Consider the following 19123-nt stretch of genomic DNA (forward strand, 5'->3'; position numbering starts at 1 on the left):
GCAATACTGGCAGCGCACTTTCAATAAACCGTTCGTAAATTATCAAGGTTTCATCAAGAGGCTTCTTTGTGTCAGGAAAACGTATCCTCATCGTCGAAGACGACGCCGACAGCGCCAACATTCTCGAAGCCTACTTGCTCCGCGATGGCTATGAGGTGGCCCTGGCCGAAGACGGCCAGCGCGGTCTGGACCTGTACAAAAGCTGGCAGCCCGACCTGATCCTGCTCGACGTGATGCTTCCGCGCTTGAGCGGCACCGAGGTGTTATCCGCCGTGCGCCGTAGCAGTGACACGCCGGTCATCATGGTCACGGCCATGGGCGACGAACCGGAAAAGCTCGGTGCCTTGCGTTATGGCGCGGACGACTATGTGGTCAAGCCTTACAGCCCGCGCGAAGTGGTGGCGCGGGTGCACGCGGTGTTGCGGCGCACCACCGGCAACCAACCGGTCGAACACCTGCTGCGCCATGAAAACCTGCGGGTGGATCTTGTTGCGTTTACCGCGGCCATTGAGCAGGGCGAAGCACCACCGCAATGGCTGGACCTGACCCCAACGGAATTTAAGCTGCTGGTGACGTTGCTCAAGACGCCGTCCAAGGCCTTCACTCGTGATGAGTTGCTGGAAATCTGCCTACCGGAAAGCGAAGCCCTGGCCCGCGTCGTCGACACCCACGTGCACAACCTGCGCCGCAAGCTGGAAAACCACGGCATCACCGGCGTTCTGGTCACGGTGCGCTCCATTGGCTATCGATTCAGGTAACGCACATGCTTGAGCAACCGCGGGTCAACGACAAACCCATGTGGCGCTGGATCGGCCTGCGCATGAGCCTGCTGGCGATCGGCGCGGTGGTGGTGATCTCGGTGTGCATGTGGATCAACGTCACACTGTCGGACTGGTATTTTGTGCAGCATCTGCCGCCTGGGCCGCGTGAGGAGCTGCTGGCGTTGCGCGCCGAGCCAGAGCTCAATGAGGCACGCTTGCGTCAAGTGGTTGCCCAGTACTATCCGCTGGACTATTTCCAGCCGGCTATCGCCAATCGCGACTGGCTGATACTGATCGGCCTGGTGCTGGCCGCGATCCCTATCATCATTGGCTTCGGCCTGTGGTTTTCGCGGCCCTTGTCCAGCCAGTTCTCGGCAATTGCCCAGGGCGCCCGGCGAGTCGCCGGCGGTGATTTCCTGACTCGCCTGCCGGTGCACCGCGACGCGCCCGACGAGCTGCAACGGCTGGTCAGCGACTTCAACAGCATGACCACGCAACTGGAGCGCTATGAGCGCGATGTGCGTGAATCCAGCGCGGTCATTGCCCACGAACTGCGCACACCCTTGAACGCCGCCATGGGGCGCGTGCAGGGTATGCTCGATGAGGTATTCCCCAGCGATGCCATGCAGTTGGGCATGGTCAAGCGTCAGCTCGATCAACTCAGAAAGCTGGTGGATGACTTGCACCTGTTGTCGATGGCTCGTGCTGGCCGGCTGGTGCTGGAGCGCAGCGAGTTTTCTCTGGCAGCTCTGGTGGCGGAGCGGTTGGCGTGGTTCCAGCCGCAGTTGGATGAGGCTTGCGTGCTGACGCAGGTCAGTATTGCTGATGGGCTTCGTATGCATGCCGATCGTGATCGCCTGGGCCAGGTGATCAACATTCTGGTCGATAACTTGCTGCGTTATGCGGCCGGGGGAGGCGAGTTGAATGTAACGGCGCGCCGGGTTCACGGTTCGGTGGTGATTGAAGTCGGTGACCGAGGGCCAGGTATCGAAGCCCAGCATCTGGACAGCGTGTTCGACCGCTTCTGGCGTGCAGAGCGCTCCAGGGCACGTTACTCGGGGGGGAGCGGGCTAGGCTTGTCCATCGCCCGTGCGATCTGCCAGGCCCATGGCGGTACCATTACTGCCCGCAATCTGGCCGAAGGCGGTACGCTGATCAGGGCGGAGGTTCCTGTGTAGGCGTTTCTTCTTTGCTTGAGACCGGCGCTCAAGACGGTGAAATCGTAATGATCGTAGAGCTGGAAAACTGCTTGGGAAAAAGGGGATTTATTTTCACCTCTCCTATCCCGACGCGACTCAACACTCTCTCACCACCCACCAAACGCACAAAAAAGCCCCAGATCTCCCGACCTGAGGCTTTTTCATTTCATATCTGGTGCACCCGGCGGGATTCGAACCCACGACCCCTGCCTTCGGAGGGCAGTACTCTATCCAGCTGAGCTACGGATGCTTGTGCGGGCGACATCATACCCATGTCGACCTGATGCGTCCATTCCAGCGTTTTCCCCGCCCCCTGTCGTCCATTTCCGACAAAAAATGGCTAATCGCCACCCTCATTCACAACTCCCCGCGCCGCGCGTCCCTTTGTTTGCTTTGCTCTTGTGGCTTTAAACCGCTTCCACGCCGCAATTCCTCAGGTGAACGCATGCATTCCAAAGGAACCGTGATGCTCGATCTCCCGCTCAGACAAACCCTGCTGGCTCGCTCCGATTTGTTTCGAGGTATGCCGGAGCATCTCTTGCGCTACGTCGCCACCCATATGGTGGAGCGCACGCTGGATGATCGTGAGCTGTTGTATTTCAAGGACGACACCCTCGAATTCATTGCGTTGGTGGTGGAGGGTCGGATTTATTCGGTGGTGCATGGGCCGGATGGGCGCGAGCAGATTATCGGCAGTACCGGGGTCGGGCAGGTGGTGGGGGAGACGGCGTTGATCAAGGATCATGGGCGCGAGTCTTCTACCTTTGCCAGCGGGCCCACGCGGTTGTTGCAGTTGGGTAGCCGGCATTTTGCTGTGTTGTTTGAGGAGCCGGTGTTTCTGCGGCGCCTGTTGATGCTGATGATGCTGCGGTTGCTGCACGCCATCGAGTTGTTGGAGTTGGTGTGCCTGCATCGGCTGGAGTCTCGGTTGGCGCGGTTTTTGTTGGCCAACCTGGGTGAGATCGACCTGGCGTTGGCTTTGCCCAGTGTGTCGTTGCCCGCAAGCCAGGGGGTGTTGGCGTCGATGCTGAACACCAGCCGGCCCAAGCTGAATGTGCAGCTGCAAGTGTGGCGGCGTAGTGGGGTGATCAGCGGCGATCTGGAGCGCATGGTGATCAACGATGTCGAGCAGTTGCGGCGCAAGGCTTTTGCGCTGAATTAGTTGTGGTGGTGTTCCCCAGGTAACAGCGTACCCCCGTCGAGCCCTCGCAGACTGGCCCTTCATCAAGGATGCACAGGAGTGCTGGCGATGGGGATGACTGTTCAGTTCAAGGATCAATGGGCCGCCGATGACCGTTTGTTCGAAGCGAGTTGGCGCGCTGTGCACGGCGAGCTAAGGCGCCGGGCGTTGCGGCGGGCCAAGGGCAATCTGGATCAGGGCCAGGAGTGGTTGTCGGCCACGGCGATCAAGGCCCTGCTGTTTTTTCGGCGTTCGCCGGAGCGCATTCGCGACCCTGAGGGGTTTCTGTTTCTGGTGCTCGACCATGTGTTTCTCGACAGCGTGCGGCGCAGCAAGCGCGAGGGGCGGTTGTTCGATGATTCGGTGGACCTTGAACACGATCACCTGGCCGCGCTCGCCGTGCCCTGCGCCTCGGTGCTGGAGCGGGTGGAATGTTATGAGCGCCTGGAGCATATCGAGGCGCACGTCGCACGGTTACCGCTGTTGCAGCAGCGCTTGTTCGAGATGCGTTTTGTCGATGACCTGCCTTACCCGCAAATCGCCGCCGAGCTGCACGTGAAGCTGCCGCTGGTGCGCAAGCGTGTGCAACTGCTGCGCGATGCGTTGCGCTGAAGGTGATTCACACATGTTGGCGTGGGGCGTTCTAGTGATATGAGCGCAGCACGCCGCCGCTATCCACACCCAAACCTGGGTGAATGCCATCAAGGAGAGATGTATGACAGAGGTCAACAGCCAGATCACCGACGCGGTCACTCAAACCAACGTCAAGGTGGTGGCCGAGGCGCCGGCCCAGGCCATCGCGTCGCTGTACCAGGTGGCCAGCAGCGCGGCGGGCCTGTCGTTGCAGAATGCGGTCAACAGCCAGCAGGCGATGAATCAGATTTCCAACGCGGTGATCTCCAAGGCCGTGGCGCTGATCATGCAGATTGGCGAGAAGGGCTGAGCCCTCGGGAGATCGATTATGTCGTGGTTCAGCAGAAAGAAACCCGCCGCCTCCCAAGCAACGCCCGCCGCCGATCCACCTGCGCCGGCGCCCGCTGCACCGGCCTCGCGCTCGATCATGGCGCGCATGAACGAGCACCTGCTCAACCAGGTGAGCGCACCGTCATCCGACAGCACGGCGGCGCTCAATAGCCAGATTGTGCAGGCGGTGCAGTTCACCAATTCGCAGAACTTTGCCTATGCGCCGGCGCAGATCGCGGTGCCGGCCGACATGATGATCAGCCAGGCGGCCGGGCTGGTGGCGCAGGCGGCGGCGGGGTACTTCGACGGGGTCAGCAAGATCGCGTTGGCGGCACAGGCCGTGCTGCTCCAGCAAATGACCGAGAACATCGTCAAGGACAACCTGCCAGCCGCTGCCGAAGACGCCTTGGGCGCCCTGGCCACCGACCTGCTGGTGGGCGCCGCTGCCGCCGTGGCTGCCGCTGCCGGTGCGATGGAGGCCGAAGCCGCCAGCGTGGCGATCGACAAGATCGACCAGAGCATCGCCAAGTACGCCAGCACCCTGGCCAACCGGGCCGCGCCAGCGGCTTGAACCGAGCACAGCGCTCCAGCGTTCTGCTGGGGCGGTGCAACAGCAACTTGAAAGCAACTTTTCTTGAGTGAGGAGCGACATCATGCAGCCTGGAGATATTATTTTTTCTGTCAAACAAGATGACGACAGCGCAACGCGGGCGTTTATCAAAGCCGGTCAACTGGTCAAGGCCAAGGTGTTCTCGCAGGACACGACGTACCTGAATGTGGTTCACCCAGCGATTGCGGTGAGCGACACCCTGGTGATCGAAAGTGTCGGCAGCGGCCTGGCCCTGACCGACCTGAGCCTGGAAAAGCCGCCGCGTTCGGCGATGGTGTTTTCCTGTGTGGATACCGAACTGGGCGAGGCGGCGACGGTGGCTGCCAAGCAGTTCTATTTCGACAAGATCGGCGGTGATATCCGGGGCCGTTACAGCGTGTGGAACGCGATGATCTCAGCCTTTCGGCGCTGGACTTCCGATACCAGCCTGGTGACGCGGATCAACGAGTCTATCGACATTGGCAGCGGGTCGTTTTGTTCGCAATTCGCGGCCAACTGCTATGAAGTCGGCAACCTCTATAACGAGGCCAACCTGCTACCGCCTCCGCCTGCCATTTTCCCCAACCAGCCCAGCGCCATAACGCCTGCGGAGTTGGCGACCTTCTGTGATTCGTCGCCGCACTTTTACTTTGCAGGTTTCTGGCAGGACAACGTTGAGGTGCGGCTTTAGCGGGCGTGTCGCGGCCAAGGCATCTCCCAAGGAGGTCGATATGCAACCCTCGGTTCTGTCCACCGACGACCGCCAACGGCTCGAAGCGATGCTGCGCAACCCGCAGGTATTCGCCGGAACGCCCCAGGCCATCGTCGACGAAACCCTCAAGCGCGCCACCCAGGTGCTTGAGCAATCGAAGGCCAACGAACAAGCGCTCAAGACCGCTGCCCAGCAACGTGAAGCGGCCCTGCGCCAGGTGTTGGACGGCGCAGCTCCCGACCAGGACGCGCAACGCAAGGAAGTACAGGCACTGATCCAAGGGTTGATCGCCCAGATTGAAGCGGCGCTGGGCCCCACTGCAAAACCTTGACCCCGCGTTTCACAGCGCCTGTTTCGCAACGTTCATTGATGAACACGGAATGCACCGTGTACTAAATAAGGAAATTGATCATGCCATTAGTCAACGAGCAAATTACCGACGCGGTCACCCAGACCAACGTCAAAGTGGTGGCCGAATCGCCTGCGATGGCGATGAGCACTATCTATCAATCCATGGCGCAGGCCACGGCGATTCTGTTCCAGAACGCGGTGTCGGCCCAGCAGCAGCAAAACACCCTGGCCCAGGCGGCCACCAACCAGGGCGTGATGCAGATCTACAGCGTCGATACCACCGCAGGTGCGGCGGCCACCGAGAAAGTCGCCCAGGGCGGCGTGTCGGATAACCTCACCAGCCTGTTGACCGTGCTCAAGTCGTTTCAGCCTTAAGCACTGAGCAATAACGGATGTTGTTCTTTCTCAACCCAGGAGTTTCAACCATGAGTACAGTCAGCCCGCAAATCACCGATGCCGTCACCCAGACCAACGTCAAGGTGGTTGCCGAATCACCCGCGATGGCCATGAGCACTATTTACCAATCCATGGGCCAGGCCACGGCGATTCTGTTCCAGAACTCGGTCTCGGCCCAACAGCAACAAAACACCCTGGCTCAGGCGGCTACCAACCAGGGCGTGATGCAGATCTACAGTGTCGACACCACCGCTGGCGCCGCCGCCACCGAAAAAGTCGCCCAGGGCGGCGTGGCCGACAACTTGACCAGCCTGCTGGCCGTGCTCAAGTCGTTCCAACCTTAAGCTGCAAGGCCCCCAACAGCCCCGGCGCCCACAAGGCTCCGGGGCTGTTGTCGTGTGGGCACTTGATCCGAAAGATGAGCCGGATGCGCCATATTCGTTCTTTTTTTCGAACATCCTATTGCCCTGTACCCCCATTGATCCTAGGATTCGTTTGAGATTTCAAACGCTCTGTCTCTCGTGCGCTCTTTCATTTCTTCTGCGCGCTGGGGCTGATTTCCCTGACGGCAGCCCACAAGGCGCCTTTCAACAACTCTAATTCGCTCCGCGTGCGCGCGGTGCTGTTAAGGAAAGCCGACATGCAGCTTAAAGACACCCAGTTGTTCCGCCAGCAAGCCTTCATTGATGGCGCTTGGGTCGATGCGGACAATGGTCAAACCATCAAGGTCAACAACCCGGCCACGGGCGAGATTCTTGGCACCGTGCCGAAGATGGGCGCCGCGGAAACCCGCCGCGCCATCGAAGCCGCCGACAAGGCCCTGCCAGCCTGGCGCGCACTTACCGCCAAGGAGCGCGCCAACAAGCTGCGCCGTTGGTATGAGCTGCTGATCGAAAACCAGGACGACCTCGGCCGCCTGATGACCCTCGAACAAGGCAAGCCGCTGGCCGAAGCCAAGGGCGAAATCGTCTACGCCGCGTCCTTTATCGAGTGGTTCGCCGAAGAAGCCAAGCGCATCTACGGTGACGTGATCCCCGGCCACCAGCCCGACAAGCGCCTGATCGTGATCAAGCAGCCTATCGGCGTGACCGCAGCCATCACCCCGTGGAACTTCCCTGCGGCGATGATCACCCGCAAAGCCGGCCCGGCCCTGGCCGCCGGTTGCACCATGGTGATCAAGCCCGCCTCGCAAACTCCGTTCTCGGCCCTGGCCCTGGTTGAGCTGGCGCACCGCGCCGGTATCCCTAAAGGCGTGCTCAGCGTAGTCACCGGCAGCGCTGGCGACATCGGCGGCGAGCTGACCAGCAACCCCATCGTGCGTAAATTGTCCTTCACCGGCTCGACCGAAATTGGTCGCCAGCTGATGGCCGAATGCGCCAAGGACATCAAGAAAGTTTCCCTGGAGCTGGGCGGTAACGCACCGTTCATCGTGTTCGACGACGCCGACCTGGATAAGGCCGTCGAAGGCGCGATCATCTCCAAGTACCGCAACAACGGCCAGACCTGCGTCTGCGCCAACCGCCTGTACATCCAGGATTCGGTGTACGACGCCTTCGCTGAAAAGCTCAAGGTGGCGGTGACCAAACTGAAGATCGGCAACGGCCTGGAAGACGGCACCACCACCGGCCCGCTGATCGACGAAAAAGCCGTGGCCAAGGTGCAGGAACATATCGCTGATGCCCTGAGCAAAGGCGCCAAGCTGTTGGCCGGTGGCAAGGTGATGGAAGGCAACTTCTTCGAACCGACCATCCTGGTCGACGTGCCGAAAAACGCCGCCGTCGCCAAGGAAGAAACCTTCGGCCCGCTGGCGCCACTGTTCCGCTTCAAAGACGAAGCCGAAGTGATCGCCATGTCCAACGACACCGAGTTCGGCCTGGCCTCCTACTTCTACGCCCGCGACCTGGGCCGTGTGTTCCGCGTGGCCGAGGCCCTGGAATACGGTATGGTCGGCGTCAACACCGGGCTGATCTCCAACGAAGTGGCGCCGTTCGGCGGCATCAAGGCCTCGGGCCTGGGCCGTGAAGGCTCCAAGTACGGGATCGAGGACTACCTGGAAATCAAATACCTCTGCCTGGGCATCTAAGGCACGGGATTGCAGTAAACGCAGAGGGCACGAGAGCGCTGCCCCTTTGCGTGTTTCACATGGTTATTCGCAGTGGCCGGGAAAGCTGTGGCAGTCGATCATCGCATGCTGCCGTAGTTGCCTCCCCGCCACCTATCCTTGAGCCACGCCGCCCGATGAGCGGCGAATGAGGACTTTATGAGCAAGACCAACGCATCCCTGATGAAACGCCGCGAAGCCGCTGTACCGCGCGGTGTTGGCCAGATTCACCCGATCTTCGCCGACTCCGCGAAGAACGCCACCGTGACCGACGTTGAAGGTCGCGAGTTCATCGACTTCGCCGGTGGTATCGCCGTGCTGAACACCGGCCACGTGCACCCCAAAATCATCGCGGCCGTGACCGAGCAACTCAACAAGCTGACCCACACCTGCTTCCAGGTATTGGCCTACGAGCCCTACGTAGAAGTGTGCGAGAAAGTCGCCGCCAAGGTGCCAGGTGATTTCGCCAAGAAAACCCTGCTGGTCACCACCGGTTCCGAAGCGGTAGAAAACGCCGTGAAAATCGCCCGCGCCGCCACGGGCCGTGCCGGTGTAATCGCCTTCACCGGTGCTTACCACGGCCGTACCATGATGACCCTGGGCCTCACCGGTAAGGTGGTGCCTTACTCGGCCGGCATGGGCCTGATGCCAGGTGGCGTGTTCCGTGCGCTGTACCCTAACGAACTGCACGGTGTGAGCGTCGACGACTCCATCGCCAGCATCGAGCGCATTTTCAAGAACGATGCCGAGCCGCGTGATATCGCCGCCATCATCATCGAGCCGGTGCAGGGCGAAGGCGGTTTCTACGTCGCGCCAAAAGCCTTCATGAAGCGCCTGCGCGAACTGTGCGACAAGCACGGTATCCTGCTGATTGCCGACGAAGTGCAAACCGGTGCCGGGCGTACCGGTACCTTCTTCGCCATGGAACAGATGGGCGTTGCCGCCGACCTGACCACCTTCGCCAAATCCATCGCCGGCGGCTTCCCGCTGGCCGGTGTGTGCGGCAAGGCCGAGTACATGGACGCCATCGCCCCAGGCGGCCTGGGCGGCACCTATGCCGGTAGCCCGATTGCCTGCGCCGCGGCCCTGGCCGTGATGGAAGTGTTCGAAGAAGAGCACCTGCTGGACCGCTGCAAGGCCGTGGGCGAGCGCCTGGTGACTGGCCTCAAGGCCATTCAGGCCAAGTACCCGGTGATCGGCGAAGTACGTGCCTTGGGCGCGATGATCGCGGTCGAGCTGTTCGAAGACGGCGACACCCACAAGCCAAACGCTGCCGCCGTTGCTTCTGTGGTGGCCAAGGCGCGTGACAAGGGCCTGATCCTGCTGTCCTGCGGTACCTACGGCAACGTATTGCGCGTACTGGTGCCCCTGACCTCGCCGGACGAGCAGTTGGACAAGGGCCTGGCGATCATCGAAGAGTGCTTCTCCGAACTCTGACACGCCCCTGTAGGAGCGAGCTTGCTCGCGAAAAACCCCCAGGCACCGCGCTTCAAAGGCTGCCCGCGTTTTCGTTGACGACCTTCGCGAGCAAGCTCGCTCCTACAAAAAGAAAAAGCAAAAAAACCGCTTCGGCGGTTTTTTTGTGCCTGCTTCATTGTACGCACGCGCCTGCATTGTCTAAGGTGCAAGCATTGCCGATGGAGCGTGCTGGATGACTGCTGTTGATTTACCCGCTGTACCCCGAGTGTTAATCGCCGAAGCAGACCCTTGGTCGCGGGACCTGCTCAAGCAAGTGCTGTTGAATGTGCGCTGTGACGCACGGCTGGATGTGTGCGCCGACGGGCAGCACGCCGCCACGCTGTTGGGTGAAAAAACCTATGACCTGATCCTCGCGGATTGGGAGCTGCCGGGCGTGGATGGCCTGAGCCTGCTGCGCAGCGTGCGCCAGAAGCGTCGCTCGCTGCCGTTTATCTTGCTGAGCAGTCGCAACGACAGCGCCAGCGTACGCGAAGCCTTGCCCCTGGCGCCCACCGCCTACCTCACCCGCCCACTGAACATGGAAAGCCTGACCCAGCGCCTGCAAGATCTGCTGCTCAACGAAGGCGAAAGCGTGTACTGCGAGATCCCACCGCTGGCGCCGGGCATGACCTTGCCAGCCTTTCTGGAGCGGCGCCGCGAGGTCTGCGATGGGGCGCCGTTGCGCGTGGATGTGAAAGCCGCCGTGCAACACAGCCTCGGCCCCGAAGGCCTGGACCTCAAGCAGTTGGAGGACCAGGTGCACAGCGACCCGCAAATCACCGCCGTACTGATCGCCGCCGCCAACAGCGCCGGCTACCACGGCACGCCGGTGCAGACCCTGCCAGAAGCCCTGCACAAGTTGGTGCCCGGCCAGAGCATGAACCTCATCCTTGGCCTGGCGCTCAAGCACAACGTAGTGTTGGGTGACCCTGGGCTGGTGGCCTACGCCGAGCGGCACTGGCAATTGTCCCAAGACAGCGCCGACTACGCCCGGCGCCTGGCGCGCATGCTGGAGCTTGATCACGAGCGCTGCTACAGCGCGTGCATCCTGCACCGCTTGGGCGACCTGGCTTTGTTGCGCTGCCTGGAAGACTGGCGCCAGGGCGGCGGTGCCCTGGATGACGAAGCCATAGGGGAATCCCTCGACGCCTTTGGCGCCGCCTACGGTTCGGCGTTGCGCACGCGTTGGCGCTTGCCGCTGGAGTTGCGGCAGTTGATCGCGGGGATCTATTCACTTGAAGGCGGGGTGTATTCGCGCGAAGCCCTGGTGGTGAACCTGGCGGTGCAAATGGCGCGGCTGACCGAGCACGAAGGGCTCGAAGAACTGGCGGGCAGCAAGACCGCGCGGCTGCTCAAGGTAGGCTTGCCGGAACTGACCCGAGTGCGCAAAACCTGAAACACACACCGATCAATTGTGGGAGCTGGCTTGCCTGCGATAGCGGTGGGTCAGTTAAGCCGCCATCGCAGGCAAGCCAGCTCCCACAGTTGGTCGGTGTTAACCGGCTATAACGCGGTTCTTGCCTTGGCGCTTGGCCTCATACATCGCCGCATCTGCCCGAGCAAACAGGCCGTCGAGGGTGGAGTCATCTTCACGCAGGCCGGCCAGGCCCTGGCTGACGGTCACATTGAATTCATGCCCCTCGTAACTGAACACCAACGCCTGGATTTCCTTGCCCAACCGTTCGGCCACCTGCAGGGCCATCTCCGGTGGGCAACCCGGCAGCACAGCAGCAAATTCTTCGCCGCCAACGCGCCCGAACAGGTCGCCACGGCGCAATACCCCGCGACCGCTCTCCGCGATACGCCGCAGCACCTGGTCGCCCTCCAGGTGGCCGTAGGTGTCGTTGATGTCTTTGAAATCATCGATGTCCAGCAACAGGAACGCCAGCGGCGTGCCCTGCGCGCAGGCATTGTCGAAGGCTTGGTTGGCGAGTTCGAAGAAGTGTCGGCGGTTGCTGCTTTGGGTCAGTACATCGGTGGTGGCGAGGCGATGCAGTTCCAGCTCAAGTTGCTTCTTTTCGGTGATGTCTTCGGCGATGCCCACCACGATCAGCGCTTCACCGGGCACCACCTGCTGGTTGATGTAGCACTTGTCGCTCAACCAGCGGATCTGCCCGTCAGCGGTGATGATGCGGTACTCGCGGTCCTCCACGGCACCTTGTTCCAGCACGCGGGCCAGGCTGTGTTCGGCGTAGTCGAGGTCTTCGGGGTGGACGCTGTTGCGCCATTCACGGTGGTCGGCCAGCAGCAGGCCGGCAGAGCGGCCAAACAGGCGCTCGTAGGCCGGGCTCACATACAGCACGCGGCGTGTTTCCCAATCAATGGCCCAAAGCACGGCGTTCACGCTGACCAGCAGTGAGCTGAGCAGTTGCTCACGCTCACTCAGCCGCTCGACTTCACCTTGAGCATGCATAAGCGCCAACAGGGTCGCCGCCGCGGCCGGGCGCGGCGGCTCTGCGGTGGGCACATCGGGCAGGCTGGGCTTTTCGTGAACCATCGGTACAACTCTCTCTGGGCGCGCCGCAGGTGCAAAGGCGGTCACTACAAGGGGTCACCATGATGGCGAAGTGTTCTTTGAGAGAGGGGAATTGCGGTGAAGTTCCGTGAACAGCGTGGATTGACGGTGCCCGGAAAATGGCGCCAAAAAGCCAGTGCGTGGGAGGGCGAGCCCTCCCACGGCGCCCTTACGCCGCTGTAGGGCGCAACGAGTAAGTCTTCAACTGGTGGGCAAAATCGCGCAGGGATTGGATGCCGCTGGCCTCGGCTTCATGCACCCATTCCTTGATCGCGGCCAGCATATCGTGGCCGTTGGAACTGGTCTTGAGCCAGATCTGCTGCAGCGCCAGGCGCTTTTCGTAGATCACGGTCAGGGCATGGCTGTGTTCCAGCATGCTCTGGATGCGCAGGTGGTGGCGGTCTTCCAGCAAGCTGGTTTCCCGCGACAACAGGCGCTTGGCGCGATGGAACTGGTGGCGCACTGAATGATCGACCTTCTCCAGCTCCTGCTTGACCAGCGGGCCAATTACCAACTTGCGGTATTGGGCCATGATCTGGAAGCGGTTGTTGAGGATCGCCATGGCAGTGTCCATGTCCAGGCTGCCCTTGCCTTCCACGCGGTGGGCGATGGGCGCTACACGCTGCACCTTGGCCAGGCGCAGGAAGCTGAACACTTTGATCCAGGCCCAACCCAGGTCGAACTCCCACTTCTTCACCGACAGCTTGGCCGAGTTGGGGTAGGTGTGGTGGTTGTTGTGCAGCTCTTCGCCGCCGACGATGATGCCCCACGGCACCAGGTTGGTGGCGGCGTCACGGCATTCGAAGTTGCGATAGCCCACGGCATGCCCCAGGCCATTGATCACGCCGGCGGCCCAGAACGGGATCCACATCATCTGGATCGCCCAGATGGTGATACCGATGGTGCCGAACAGCAGCAGGTCGATCACGCCCATAAGCGCCACGCCCAGCAGCGGGTAGCGCGTGTAGAGATTGCGTTCGATCCAGTCGTCCGGGCAGTTCTTGCCGTAGATGCGCAGCGTCTCGGGGTTTTCCGCCTCGGCGCGGTACAGCTCGGCACCTTTGCGCAGCACGGTGGACAAGCCCTTGATCACCGGGCTGTGCGGGTCATCGACGGTTTCGCACTTGGCGTGGTGCTTGCGGTGGATGGCGGTCCACTCGCGGGTGTTCTGCGCCGTGGTCAGCCACAGCCAGAAGCGGAAGAAGTGTTTCAGGCCGGCATTGAGCTCGAGCGAGCGATGGGCCGAATAACGGTGCAGATAGACAGTGACCCCAATAATGGTCACGTGGGTCATCAACAGCGTGACTGCCACCAGTTGCCAGGCGGACAGATCAAGAAAACCGTTGTACCACATAGGCTGTATGGCCCTCAGATAAAGAAAAAAACAGCACCCGCATTATCACTTCCTTTGCAGATAAAACCAGTCACTGTTTCAGATAAGACTTACAAAGTGTTTCCTCCTCTATAATCCTGATCCTTTGTAGGGCGATTCTGGTTATTTAGTAAGGATTACTAAACATATGCTGTTTTCATACCGAGGTGCCCTACGTGCGGGGTTGGTATACCTGCTGGTTTCTATCGTTTGGCTCCAGCTCAGCAATTACCTATTAATCAACTTTATCGATGAACCCATGGAGCTGGGGCACTGGCTGCAGGCGCGTGGATACGTGGGGGTCAGCCTCAGCGCGTTGCTCATTTACTGGATAGGCCGGCGTTTTGCCCGCGCCCACGCGTTGCAACAACCCCTGAAAGAGAATCGCGAGCGCCTGCGCCAGGCCGCTGCGGTGTTCGATTGCACCCGCGAAGGGGTGCTGGTCACCGATACTCAGGGGCTGATCGTGCACGTCAACCGCGCGTTCATGGAGATCACCGGCTATCAGCGCGACGACGTCATGGGCCAACGGCCAAGCCTGTTCAAGTCCGGGCGCCACTCGGCGCATTTCTACCAGCAAATGTTCCAGGCCCTGGAAAGCACCGGCGAATGGAGCGGCGAAATCTGGAACCGGCGTAAAAGCGGCGAGGTTTACCCCCAGTGGCAAACCATCCGCGTGATTCACGACGACCAGGGCAAGGTCAGCCACTACGTCGCGGTGTTTTCGGACATCAGCGCCATGAAGAACTCTGAGCACGAATTGGCGCACCTGGCCCATCACGACCCGCTCACCGACCTGCCCAACCGCCTGTTGTTTACCGATCGCGCCGAGCAGGCCCTGGCCTCTGCGCAGGTGCATAAGCGTGGCTGCGCCCTGCTGTTGATGGACCTGGACCACTTCAAGATCATCAACGACAGCCTGGGCCATAACGTCGGCGATCAATTGCTCAAGCTGGTGGCCGAACGTCTGAGCGGCCTGTTTGGGCCGGGGGTGACCTTGGCGCGCCTGGGGGGCGACGAATTTGCCGTGCTGGCAGAAAGCTGCCCGCAGGTGGTGCAAGCGGCGGCCTTGGCGCAGCGCATGCTAAACGCCATGAAGGATCCGTTCATTTTTGACGGCAACCAGCTGTTTATCAGCGCCAGTATCGGTATCAGCCTGTTCCCCAGTGACGCCCTCAGCGCCGAGCAATTGCTGCGCAACGCCGATTCCGCCTTGTTCAAGGCCAAGAGCGCCGGGCGCGAAGGCTACGCGTTGTATACCGAAGAGCTGACCGCCCACGCCCAGCATCGGGTGGAAATCGCCGGCGAGTTGCGTCGCGCCCTCGACCAACATGAATTGCGCGTGTATTACCAGCCGGTGCACGACCTGCACGACAGCCGTTTGGTCGGCGTCGAAGCACTGGTGCGCTGGCAGCACCCGGAACGCGGCCTGGTTCCGCCGGGCGAGTTCATCCCCATCGCCGAGCGCACTGGGCTGATTGCCGACATCGATGCGTGGGTGATGGACCAGGCCTGCCGCCAGATGTGCCAGTGGCTGGCCGACGGCGCGCCGCTGAGCTTTATCGCCATCAATGTCTCCAGCCGCCTGTTTGCCCGGCGCGAGCTGTATGAGCAAGTCGCCCAAGTGCTGCACACCACTGGCCTGGATCCGGCCTTTCTGGAGCTGGAAGTCACCGAGAGCGCCGTGATGGACGACCCGGAAGTCGCGCTGGAGCAACTGCACCGCTTGCGCGAACTGGGCCTGCGCCTGGCCATCGACGACTTTGGCACCGGCTATTCCTCGTTGCTGCGCCTCAAACGCCTGCCGGTGCAGAAGCTCAAGATCGACCAGGGCTTTGTGGCGGGCTTGCCGTGGGACGAAGACGACGCGGCGATTGTGCGCGTGGTGATCGCCCTGGCCAAAAGCATGGGCATGCAGGTGCATGCAGAAGGGATCGAGCAGGTGGAACAGGCGCGGTTCCTGCTGGACCAGGAATGCGACATGGGCCAGGGGTACTGGTTTGGACGGCCGATGCCGGCCCAGGAGATTGATTGGACGCGGGCCCCTCTGATCCGCCAAGACTGACTCGGTCAATGTGGGAGCCGGGCTTGCCCGCGAAGGCGGTGTGTCAGTCACTGCATGTGTTACTGCACCACCGCTTTCGCAGGCAAGCCAGCTCCCACAGGGGGTTCTGCGGCGCCTGTGTGTGAGCGTTTTTGCTGCCAAAACTCTTGCAACCCCATGCCCCATCAGAAAATTCTTTCTGGTTATATAAACATTCTTAAATAGTATTTTTAAGAATATCCGCGCTTATCTACTATCGCCCTCACGCCGCAAGCAGTGCCGCCACTGCCAGGCACTACTCATTTTCAGGAGCGAGACCATGAGCGCATCTCTACGTAGCGTTGACGGCCAGGACGAAGCAGCCATTTTGCGTGAAATCCAGAGCGCCCTGCGCGACCTGCGGTTTGGCGCGGTGGAAATCACCGTACACAACGCCCAAGTGGTACAGATCGAACGCAAGGAAAAATTCCGTCTGCAGAACCCCGGTAACAAACCGAGCTGAGCTAGAACGGCGATAGACCCGCAATTACAAGAAAAGCCAACACTCAAGAATTTCAGGAGCTTCTATGTCGTCGATTCGCCGTTATGCCTTGGCCGCATTGGCCAGTGCCGTGTTTGCCGGTTCCGCCGTTGCCAAGGACTACGAGTTGCTCAACGTCTCGTACGACCCCACCCGTGAGCTGTACCAGGATTACAACGCTGAATTCACCAGCTTCTGGAAACAGTCCCACCCCGGCGACAACGTCAAGATCCAGCAGTCCCACGGTGGCTCGGGCAAACAAGGCCGGGCGGTGATCGATGGCCTGCGCGCCGACGTCGTCACCCTGGCCCTGGCCGGTGACATCGACGAAATCGCCAAGCTGGGCAAGACCCTGCCGGAGAACTGGCAGACCCGCCTGCCGGACGCCAGCACGCCCTACACCTCCACCATTGTGTTCCTGGTGCGCAAGGGCAACCCCAAGGGCATCAAGGACTGGGGCGACCTGATCAAGAAAGACGTGTCGGTGATCACGCCCAACCCGAAAACCTCCGGCGGTGCACGCTGGAACTTCCTCGCCGCCTGGGCCTACGGCCTCAAGGCCGGCGGCAGTGAAGCCAAGGCCCAGGAATACGTCAAAGAGCTGTTCAAGCACGTCCCGATACTGGACACCGGCGCGCGCGGTTCTACCATTACCTTCGTCAACAACGGCCAGGGTGACGTGCTGCTGGCGTGGGAAAACGAGGCGTTCCTGGCCTTGAAGGAAGACGGCGGCGCCGACAAGTTCGACATCGTCGTGCCGTCCCTGTCGATCCTGGCGGAACCGCCGGTGGCTGTGGTCGACAAGAACGCCGAGAAAAAGGGCAACACCGAGATCGCCACCGCGTACCTCAACCACCTGTACAGCCCGGCGGGCCAGGAGATTGCGGCGAAGAATTTCTACCGTCCACGGGATGAAAAAGTCGCCGCCAAATACGCCCAGCAGTTCCCGAAACTGGACCTGGTGACTATCGACAAAGACTTCGGCGGCTGGAAAACTGCCCAACCGAAATTCTTCAATGACGGTGGCGTGTTCGACCAGATCTACACGGCGCAATAAGCCAAAGTAACTGTAGGAGCCTGACTTTTTTGTAGGAACTGGGCTTGTGTGGGAGCTGGCTTGCCTGCGATAGCATCACCGTGGTGTGACTGACACATCGAGGTGCCTGCATCGCGGGCAAGCCCGGCTCCCACAGAAAAGCCAGCTCCCACAAAAAGCGCGCTCCTACAGTGGTTTCTACCCTTTAACCAAGGACTCTTATGTCGCGTCGTATCTCCCCCGTCATACCCGGCTTCGGGCTGACGCTGGGCTACACCGTGGTGTACCTCAGCCTGATCGTACTCATCCCCCTGGCGGCGATGTTTGTACACGCCGCTCAACTCACCTGGGATCAGTTCTGGAATATCATTTCCGCACCTCGGGTACTGGCGGCCTTGAAGCTGAGCTTCAGCACCGCGCTGTACGCCGCGCTGATCAACGGTGTGATCGGCACGCTGCTGGCCTGGGTGCTGGTGCGCTACACCTTCCCCGGGCGCAAGGTCATTGATGCGATGATCGACCTGCCGTTCGCCTTGCCCACTGCCGTCGCCGGTATCGCGCTCACGGCGTTGTACGCGCCCAACGGCCTGGTTGGCCAGTTTGCCACAGACCTGGGTTTCAAGATCGCCTACACCCCCCTGGGTATCACCCTGGCGCTGACCTTCGTCACGTTGCCCTTCGTGGTGCGCACGGTGCAGCCGGTGCTGGCCGATATCCCCCGGGAAATCGAAGAGGCCGCCGCCTGCCTCGGCGCCAAGCCGTTGCAGGTGTTCCGCTACATCCTCGTGCCGGCATTGTTGCCCGCCTGGCTGACCGGCTTCGCCCTGGCGTTTGCCCGAGGCGTGGGTGAGTACGGGTCGGTGATCTTCATTGCCGGCAACATGCCGATGAAAACCGAAATCCTGCCATTGCTGATCATGGTCAAGCTCGACCAATACGACTACCGCGGCGCCACCTCCATTGGTGTGCTGATGCTGGTGGTGTCCTTTGTCTTGCTGCTGCTGATCAACCTGTTGCAGCGGCGCATCGAACGTCCATAAGGAGGCGCGGAACATGTCCCAATCGTCTATTTCCGCCGCGTCCTCGGCCAACGCCGCCCGGCGTGGCAGTGCGACCTCGCGACGTATCCTGATCGGCCTTGGCTGGCTGGTATTCGTCCTGTTTCTGCTGCTGCCATTGCTGGTGGTGGTGTCCCAGGGCTTGAAGAACGGCCTCGGCACGTTCTTCACCGCAATCCTTGAGCCAGACGCGCTGTCGGCGCTGAAACTCACGGTGATCGCCGTGCTGATTTCGGTGCCGCTCAACCTGGTGTTCGGCGTCAGCGCCGCCTGGTGCGTGAGCAAGTACTCGTTCCGTGGCAAGAGCATCCTGGTCACGCTGATCGACCTGCCGTTCTCGGTCTCGCCGGTGATCGCCGGCCTGGTGTACGTGTTGATGTTCGGCGCCCAGGGCTTCTTCGGGCCGTGGCTGCAAGAGCATGACATCCAGATCGTGTTCGCCCTGCCGGGTATCGTGCTGGCGACCATCTTCGTCACCGTGCCGTTCGTGGCCCGTGAGTTGATCCCGCTGATGCAGGAGCAGGGCACCCAGGAAGAAGAAGCCGCGCGCCTGCTGGGCGCCAATGGCTGGCAGATGTTCTGGCATGTCACCGTGCCGAACATCAAGTGGGGCCTGATCTACGGCGTGGTGCTGTGTACGGCGCGGGCCATGGGTGAGTTCGGCGCGGTGTCGGTGGTGTCCGGCCACATTCGCGGCGTCACCAACACCCTGCCGCTGCATGTCGAGATTCTTTACAACGAATACAACCACGTTGCCGCGTTTGCGGTGGCCAGCCTGTTGCTGATCCTGGCGCTCTTCATCCTGCTGCTCAAGCAGTGGAGCGAGAACCGAATCAACCGCCTGCGCAACAGCGCGGGTGAGGAATAA

Annotated in this window: 20 protein-coding genes and 1 tRNA gene; 18 read left to right on the plus strand and 3 right to left on the minus strand. The window is 61.1% G+C overall.

The features are described 5' to 3' along the window. Positions 1-68 precede the first annotated feature (68 nt). Both TX24_RS00335 and TX24_RS00340 read left to right on the plus strand, forming a co-directional pair. Positions 69-758 (plus strand): response regulator, encoded by a 690-nt coding sequence (locus tag TX24_RS00335; RefSeq protein WP_003187519.1) that lies wholly within the window; start codon positions 69-71, stop codon positions 756-758. 5 nt (positions 759-763) lie between these two features. Further along, a complete protein-coding gene (locus tag TX24_RS00340) occupies positions 764-1939 on the plus strand; it encodes a sensor histidine kinase (protein ID WP_038448426.1) in 1176 nt (391 codons plus the stop codon). A 194-nt stretch (positions 1940-2133) separates the two neighbouring features. Here the strand turns inward: TX24_RS00340 and TX24_RS00345 are convergent. Further along, a tRNA-Arg gene (locus TX24_RS00345) sits at positions 2134-2210 on the minus strand. A 216-nt stretch (positions 2211-2426) separates the two neighbouring features. Between TX24_RS00345 and TX24_RS00350 the strand changes: the two genes are divergently transcribed. The 11 genes from TX24_RS00350 to TX24_RS00400 all read left to right on the plus strand — a co-directional run bounded on the left by TX24_RS00350 (position 2427) and on the right by TX24_RS00400 (position 11106). After that, positions 2427-3122: a Crp/Fnr family transcriptional regulator gene (locus TX24_RS00350; protein WP_167348413.1), complete on the plus strand. Its 696-nt coding sequence runs from the start codon at positions 2427-2429 to the stop codon at positions 3120-3122. An 87-nt stretch (positions 3123-3209) separates the two neighbouring features. Next, on the plus strand, positions 3210-3752 hold the full coding sequence (locus TX24_RS00355) for an RNA polymerase sigma factor (RefSeq protein WP_169878718.1): 543 nt from the start codon (positions 3210-3212) through the stop codon (positions 3750-3752). A 103-nt stretch (positions 3753-3855) separates the two neighbouring features. Next, the gene (locus tag TX24_RS00360; RefSeq protein WP_003187543.1) at positions 3856-4083 is read left to right on the plus strand and encodes a RebB family R body protein; all 228 of its coding nucleotides are present in this window, start codon (positions 3856-3858) and stop codon (positions 4081-4083) included. A gap of 18 nt (positions 4084-4101) precedes the next feature. Then, positions 4102-4674 carry a hypothetical protein gene (locus TX24_RS00365; RefSeq protein ID WP_057709513.1) on the plus strand — a complete coding sequence of 191 codons (573 nt, stop codon included), beginning with the start codon at positions 4102-4104 and terminating at the stop codon, positions 4672-4674. Between the two features lie 82 nt (positions 4675-4756). Beyond that, positions 4757-5383 (plus strand): hypothetical protein, encoded by a 627-nt coding sequence (locus TX24_RS00370; RefSeq protein ID WP_014716414.1) that lies wholly within the window; start codon positions 4757-4759, stop codon positions 5381-5383. Between the two features lie 40 nt (positions 5384-5423). Continuing rightward, positions 5424-5735, plus strand: coding sequence for a hypothetical protein (locus TX24_RS00375; RefSeq protein WP_057709514.1), 312 nt, complete (start codon positions 5424-5426; stop codon positions 5733-5735). Between the two features lie 80 nt (positions 5736-5815). After that, positions 5816-6130, plus strand: coding sequence for a RebB family R body protein (locus tag TX24_RS00380; protein ID WP_003187550.1), 315 nt, complete (start codon positions 5816-5818; stop codon positions 6128-6130). A gap of 50 nt (positions 6131-6180) precedes the next feature. Further along, positions 6181-6495 (plus strand): RebB family R body protein, encoded by a 315-nt coding sequence (locus TX24_RS00385; RefSeq protein ID WP_003187551.1) that lies wholly within the window; start codon positions 6181-6183, stop codon positions 6493-6495. A 296-nt stretch (positions 6496-6791) separates the two neighbouring features. Then, a complete protein-coding gene (gabD, locus tag TX24_RS00390) occupies positions 6792-8234 on the plus strand; it encodes an NADP-dependent succinate-semialdehyde dehydrogenase (RefSeq protein WP_032894202.1) in 1443 nt (480 codons plus the stop codon). Between the two features lie 177 nt (positions 8235-8411). Further along, positions 8412-9689 carry a 4-aminobutyrate--2-oxoglutarate transaminase gene (gene gabT / locus TX24_RS00395; RefSeq protein ID WP_014716416.1) on the plus strand — a complete coding sequence of 426 codons (1278 nt, stop codon included), beginning with the start codon at positions 8412-8414 and terminating at the stop codon, positions 9687-9689. Positions 9690-9903: 214 nt separating this feature from the next. Further along, entirely contained in the window at positions 9904-11106 is a 1203-nt protein-coding gene (locus TX24_RS00400; RefSeq protein WP_057709515.1) for an HDOD domain-containing protein, read from the plus strand. 99 nt (positions 11107-11205) lie between these two features. Here TX24_RS00400 and TX24_RS00405 read toward each other — a convergent pair whose 3' ends face one another. Together TX24_RS00405 and desA are read right to left on the minus strand one after the other, a co-directional pair. After that, entirely contained in the window at positions 11206-12207 is a 1002-nt protein-coding gene (locus tag TX24_RS00405; RefSeq protein ID WP_034134599.1) for a GGDEF domain-containing protein, read from the minus strand. Positions 12208-12394: 187 nt separating this feature from the next. Next, positions 12395-13579, minus strand: a complete 1185-nt coding sequence (gene desA, locus TX24_RS00410) for a delta-9 fatty acid desaturase DesA (protein WP_003187559.1) — start codon at positions 13577-13579, stop codon at positions 12395-12397. Positions 13580-13745: 166 nt separating this feature from the next. On the opposite strand from desA, the gene dibA reads away from it, so the two are divergent. The 5 genes from dibA to cysW all read left to right on the plus strand — a co-directional run bounded on the left by dibA (position 13746) and on the right by cysW (position 19123). Continuing rightward, a complete protein-coding gene (gene dibA / locus TX24_RS00415) occupies positions 13746-15662 on the plus strand; it encodes a phosphodiesterase DibA (protein WP_034134600.1) in 1917 nt (638 codons plus the stop codon). 298 nt (positions 15663-15960) lie between these two features. Then, complete coding sequence (oscA, locus tag TX24_RS00420) at positions 15961-16143, plus strand: sulfur starvation response protein OscA (RefSeq protein WP_003170956.1); 183 nt, start codon at positions 15961-15963, stop codon at positions 16141-16143. 64 nt (positions 16144-16207) lie between these two features. Next, positions 16208-17218 carry a sulfate ABC transporter substrate-binding protein gene (locus TX24_RS00425; RefSeq protein WP_003187562.1) on the plus strand — a complete coding sequence of 337 codons (1011 nt, stop codon included), beginning with the start codon at positions 16208-16210 and terminating at the stop codon, positions 17216-17218. 200 nt (positions 17219-17418) lie between these two features. Then, the gene (gene cysT, locus TX24_RS00430) at positions 17419-18237 is read left to right on the plus strand and encodes a sulfate ABC transporter permease subunit CysT (RefSeq protein WP_032894195.1); all 819 of its coding nucleotides are present in this window, start codon (positions 17419-17421) and stop codon (positions 18235-18237) included. A gap of 13 nt (positions 18238-18250) precedes the next feature. Then, a complete protein-coding gene (cysW, locus tag TX24_RS00435; protein WP_014716421.1) occupies positions 18251-19123 on the plus strand; it encodes a sulfate ABC transporter permease subunit CysW in 873 nt (290 codons plus the stop codon).

The sequence above is a fragment of the Pseudomonas lactis genome (assembly GCF_001439845.1).
Classification (GTDB): Bacteria; Pseudomonadota; Gammaproteobacteria; order Pseudomonadales; family Pseudomonadaceae; genus Aquipseudomonas; species Aquipseudomonas lactis.

Excerpts from the sequence above, each read along its gene's own strand:
- TX24_RS00375 (WP_057709514.1), top strand. The coding sequence starts at position 5,424 with ATGCAACCCTCGGTTCTGTCCACCGACGACCGCCAACGGCTCGAAGCG.
- TX24_RS00370 (WP_014716414.1), top strand. The coding sequence starts at position 4,757 with ATGCAGCCTGGAGATATTATTTTTTCTGTCAAACAAGATGACGACAGC.
- cysT (WP_032894195.1), top strand. The coding sequence starts at position 17,419 with ATGTCGCGTCGTATCTCCCCCGTCATACCCGGCTTCGGGCTGACGCTG.
- oscA (WP_003170956.1), top strand. The coding sequence starts at position 15,961 with ATGAGCGCATCTCTACGTAGCGTTGACGGCCAGGACGAAGCAGCCATT.
- TX24_RS00425 (WP_003187562.1), top strand. The coding sequence starts at position 16,208 with ATGTCGTCGATTCGCCGTTATGCCTTGGCCGCATTGGCCAGTGCCGTG.
- TX24_RS00385 (WP_003187551.1), top strand. The coding sequence starts at position 6,181 with ATGAGTACAGTCAGCCCGCAAATCACCGATGCCGTCACCCAGACCAAC.
- TX24_RS00340 (WP_038448426.1), top strand. The coding sequence starts at position 764 with ATGCTTGAGCAACCGCGGGTCAACGACAAACCCATGTGGCGCTGGATC.
- gabT (WP_014716416.1), top strand. The coding sequence starts at position 8,412 with ATGAGCAAGACCAACGCATCCCTGATGAAACGCCGCGAAGCCGCTGTA.
- cysW (WP_014716421.1), top strand. The coding sequence starts at position 18,251 with ATGTCCCAATCGTCTATTTCCGCCGCGTCCTCGGCCAACGCCGCCCGG.
- TX24_RS00355 (WP_169878718.1), top strand. The coding sequence starts at position 3,210 with ATGGGGATGACTGTTCAGTTCAAGGATCAATGGGCCGCCGATGACCGT.
- TX24_RS00405 (WP_034134599.1), bottom strand. The coding sequence starts at position 12,207 with ATGGTTCACGAAAAGCCCAGCCTGCCCGATGTGCCCACCGCAGAGCCG.
- TX24_RS00365 (WP_057709513.1), top strand. The coding sequence starts at position 4,102 with ATGTCGTGGTTCAGCAGAAAGAAACCCGCCGCCTCCCAAGCAACGCCC.
- TX24_RS00400 (WP_057709515.1), top strand. The coding sequence starts at position 9,904 with ATGACTGCTGTTGATTTACCCGCTGTACCCCGAGTGTTAATCGCCGAA.
- TX24_RS00360 (WP_003187543.1), top strand. The coding sequence starts at position 3,856 with ATGACAGAGGTCAACAGCCAGATCACCGACGCGGTCACTCAAACCAAC.
- TX24_RS00380 (WP_003187550.1), top strand. The coding sequence starts at position 5,816 with ATGCCATTAGTCAACGAGCAAATTACCGACGCGGTCACCCAGACCAAC.
- dibA (WP_034134600.1), top strand. The coding sequence starts at position 13,746 with ATGCTGTTTTCATACCGAGGTGCCCTACGTGCGGGGTTGGTATACCTG.
- TX24_RS00350 (WP_167348413.1), top strand. The coding sequence starts at position 2,427 with ATGCTCGATCTCCCGCTCAGACAAACCCTGCTGGCTCGCTCCGATTTG.
- gabD (WP_032894202.1), top strand. The coding sequence starts at position 6,792 with ATGCAGCTTAAAGACACCCAGTTGTTCCGCCAGCAAGCCTTCATTGAT.
- desA (WP_003187559.1), bottom strand. The coding sequence starts at position 13,579 with ATGTGGTACAACGGTTTTCTTGATCTGTCCGCCTGGCAACTGGTGGCA.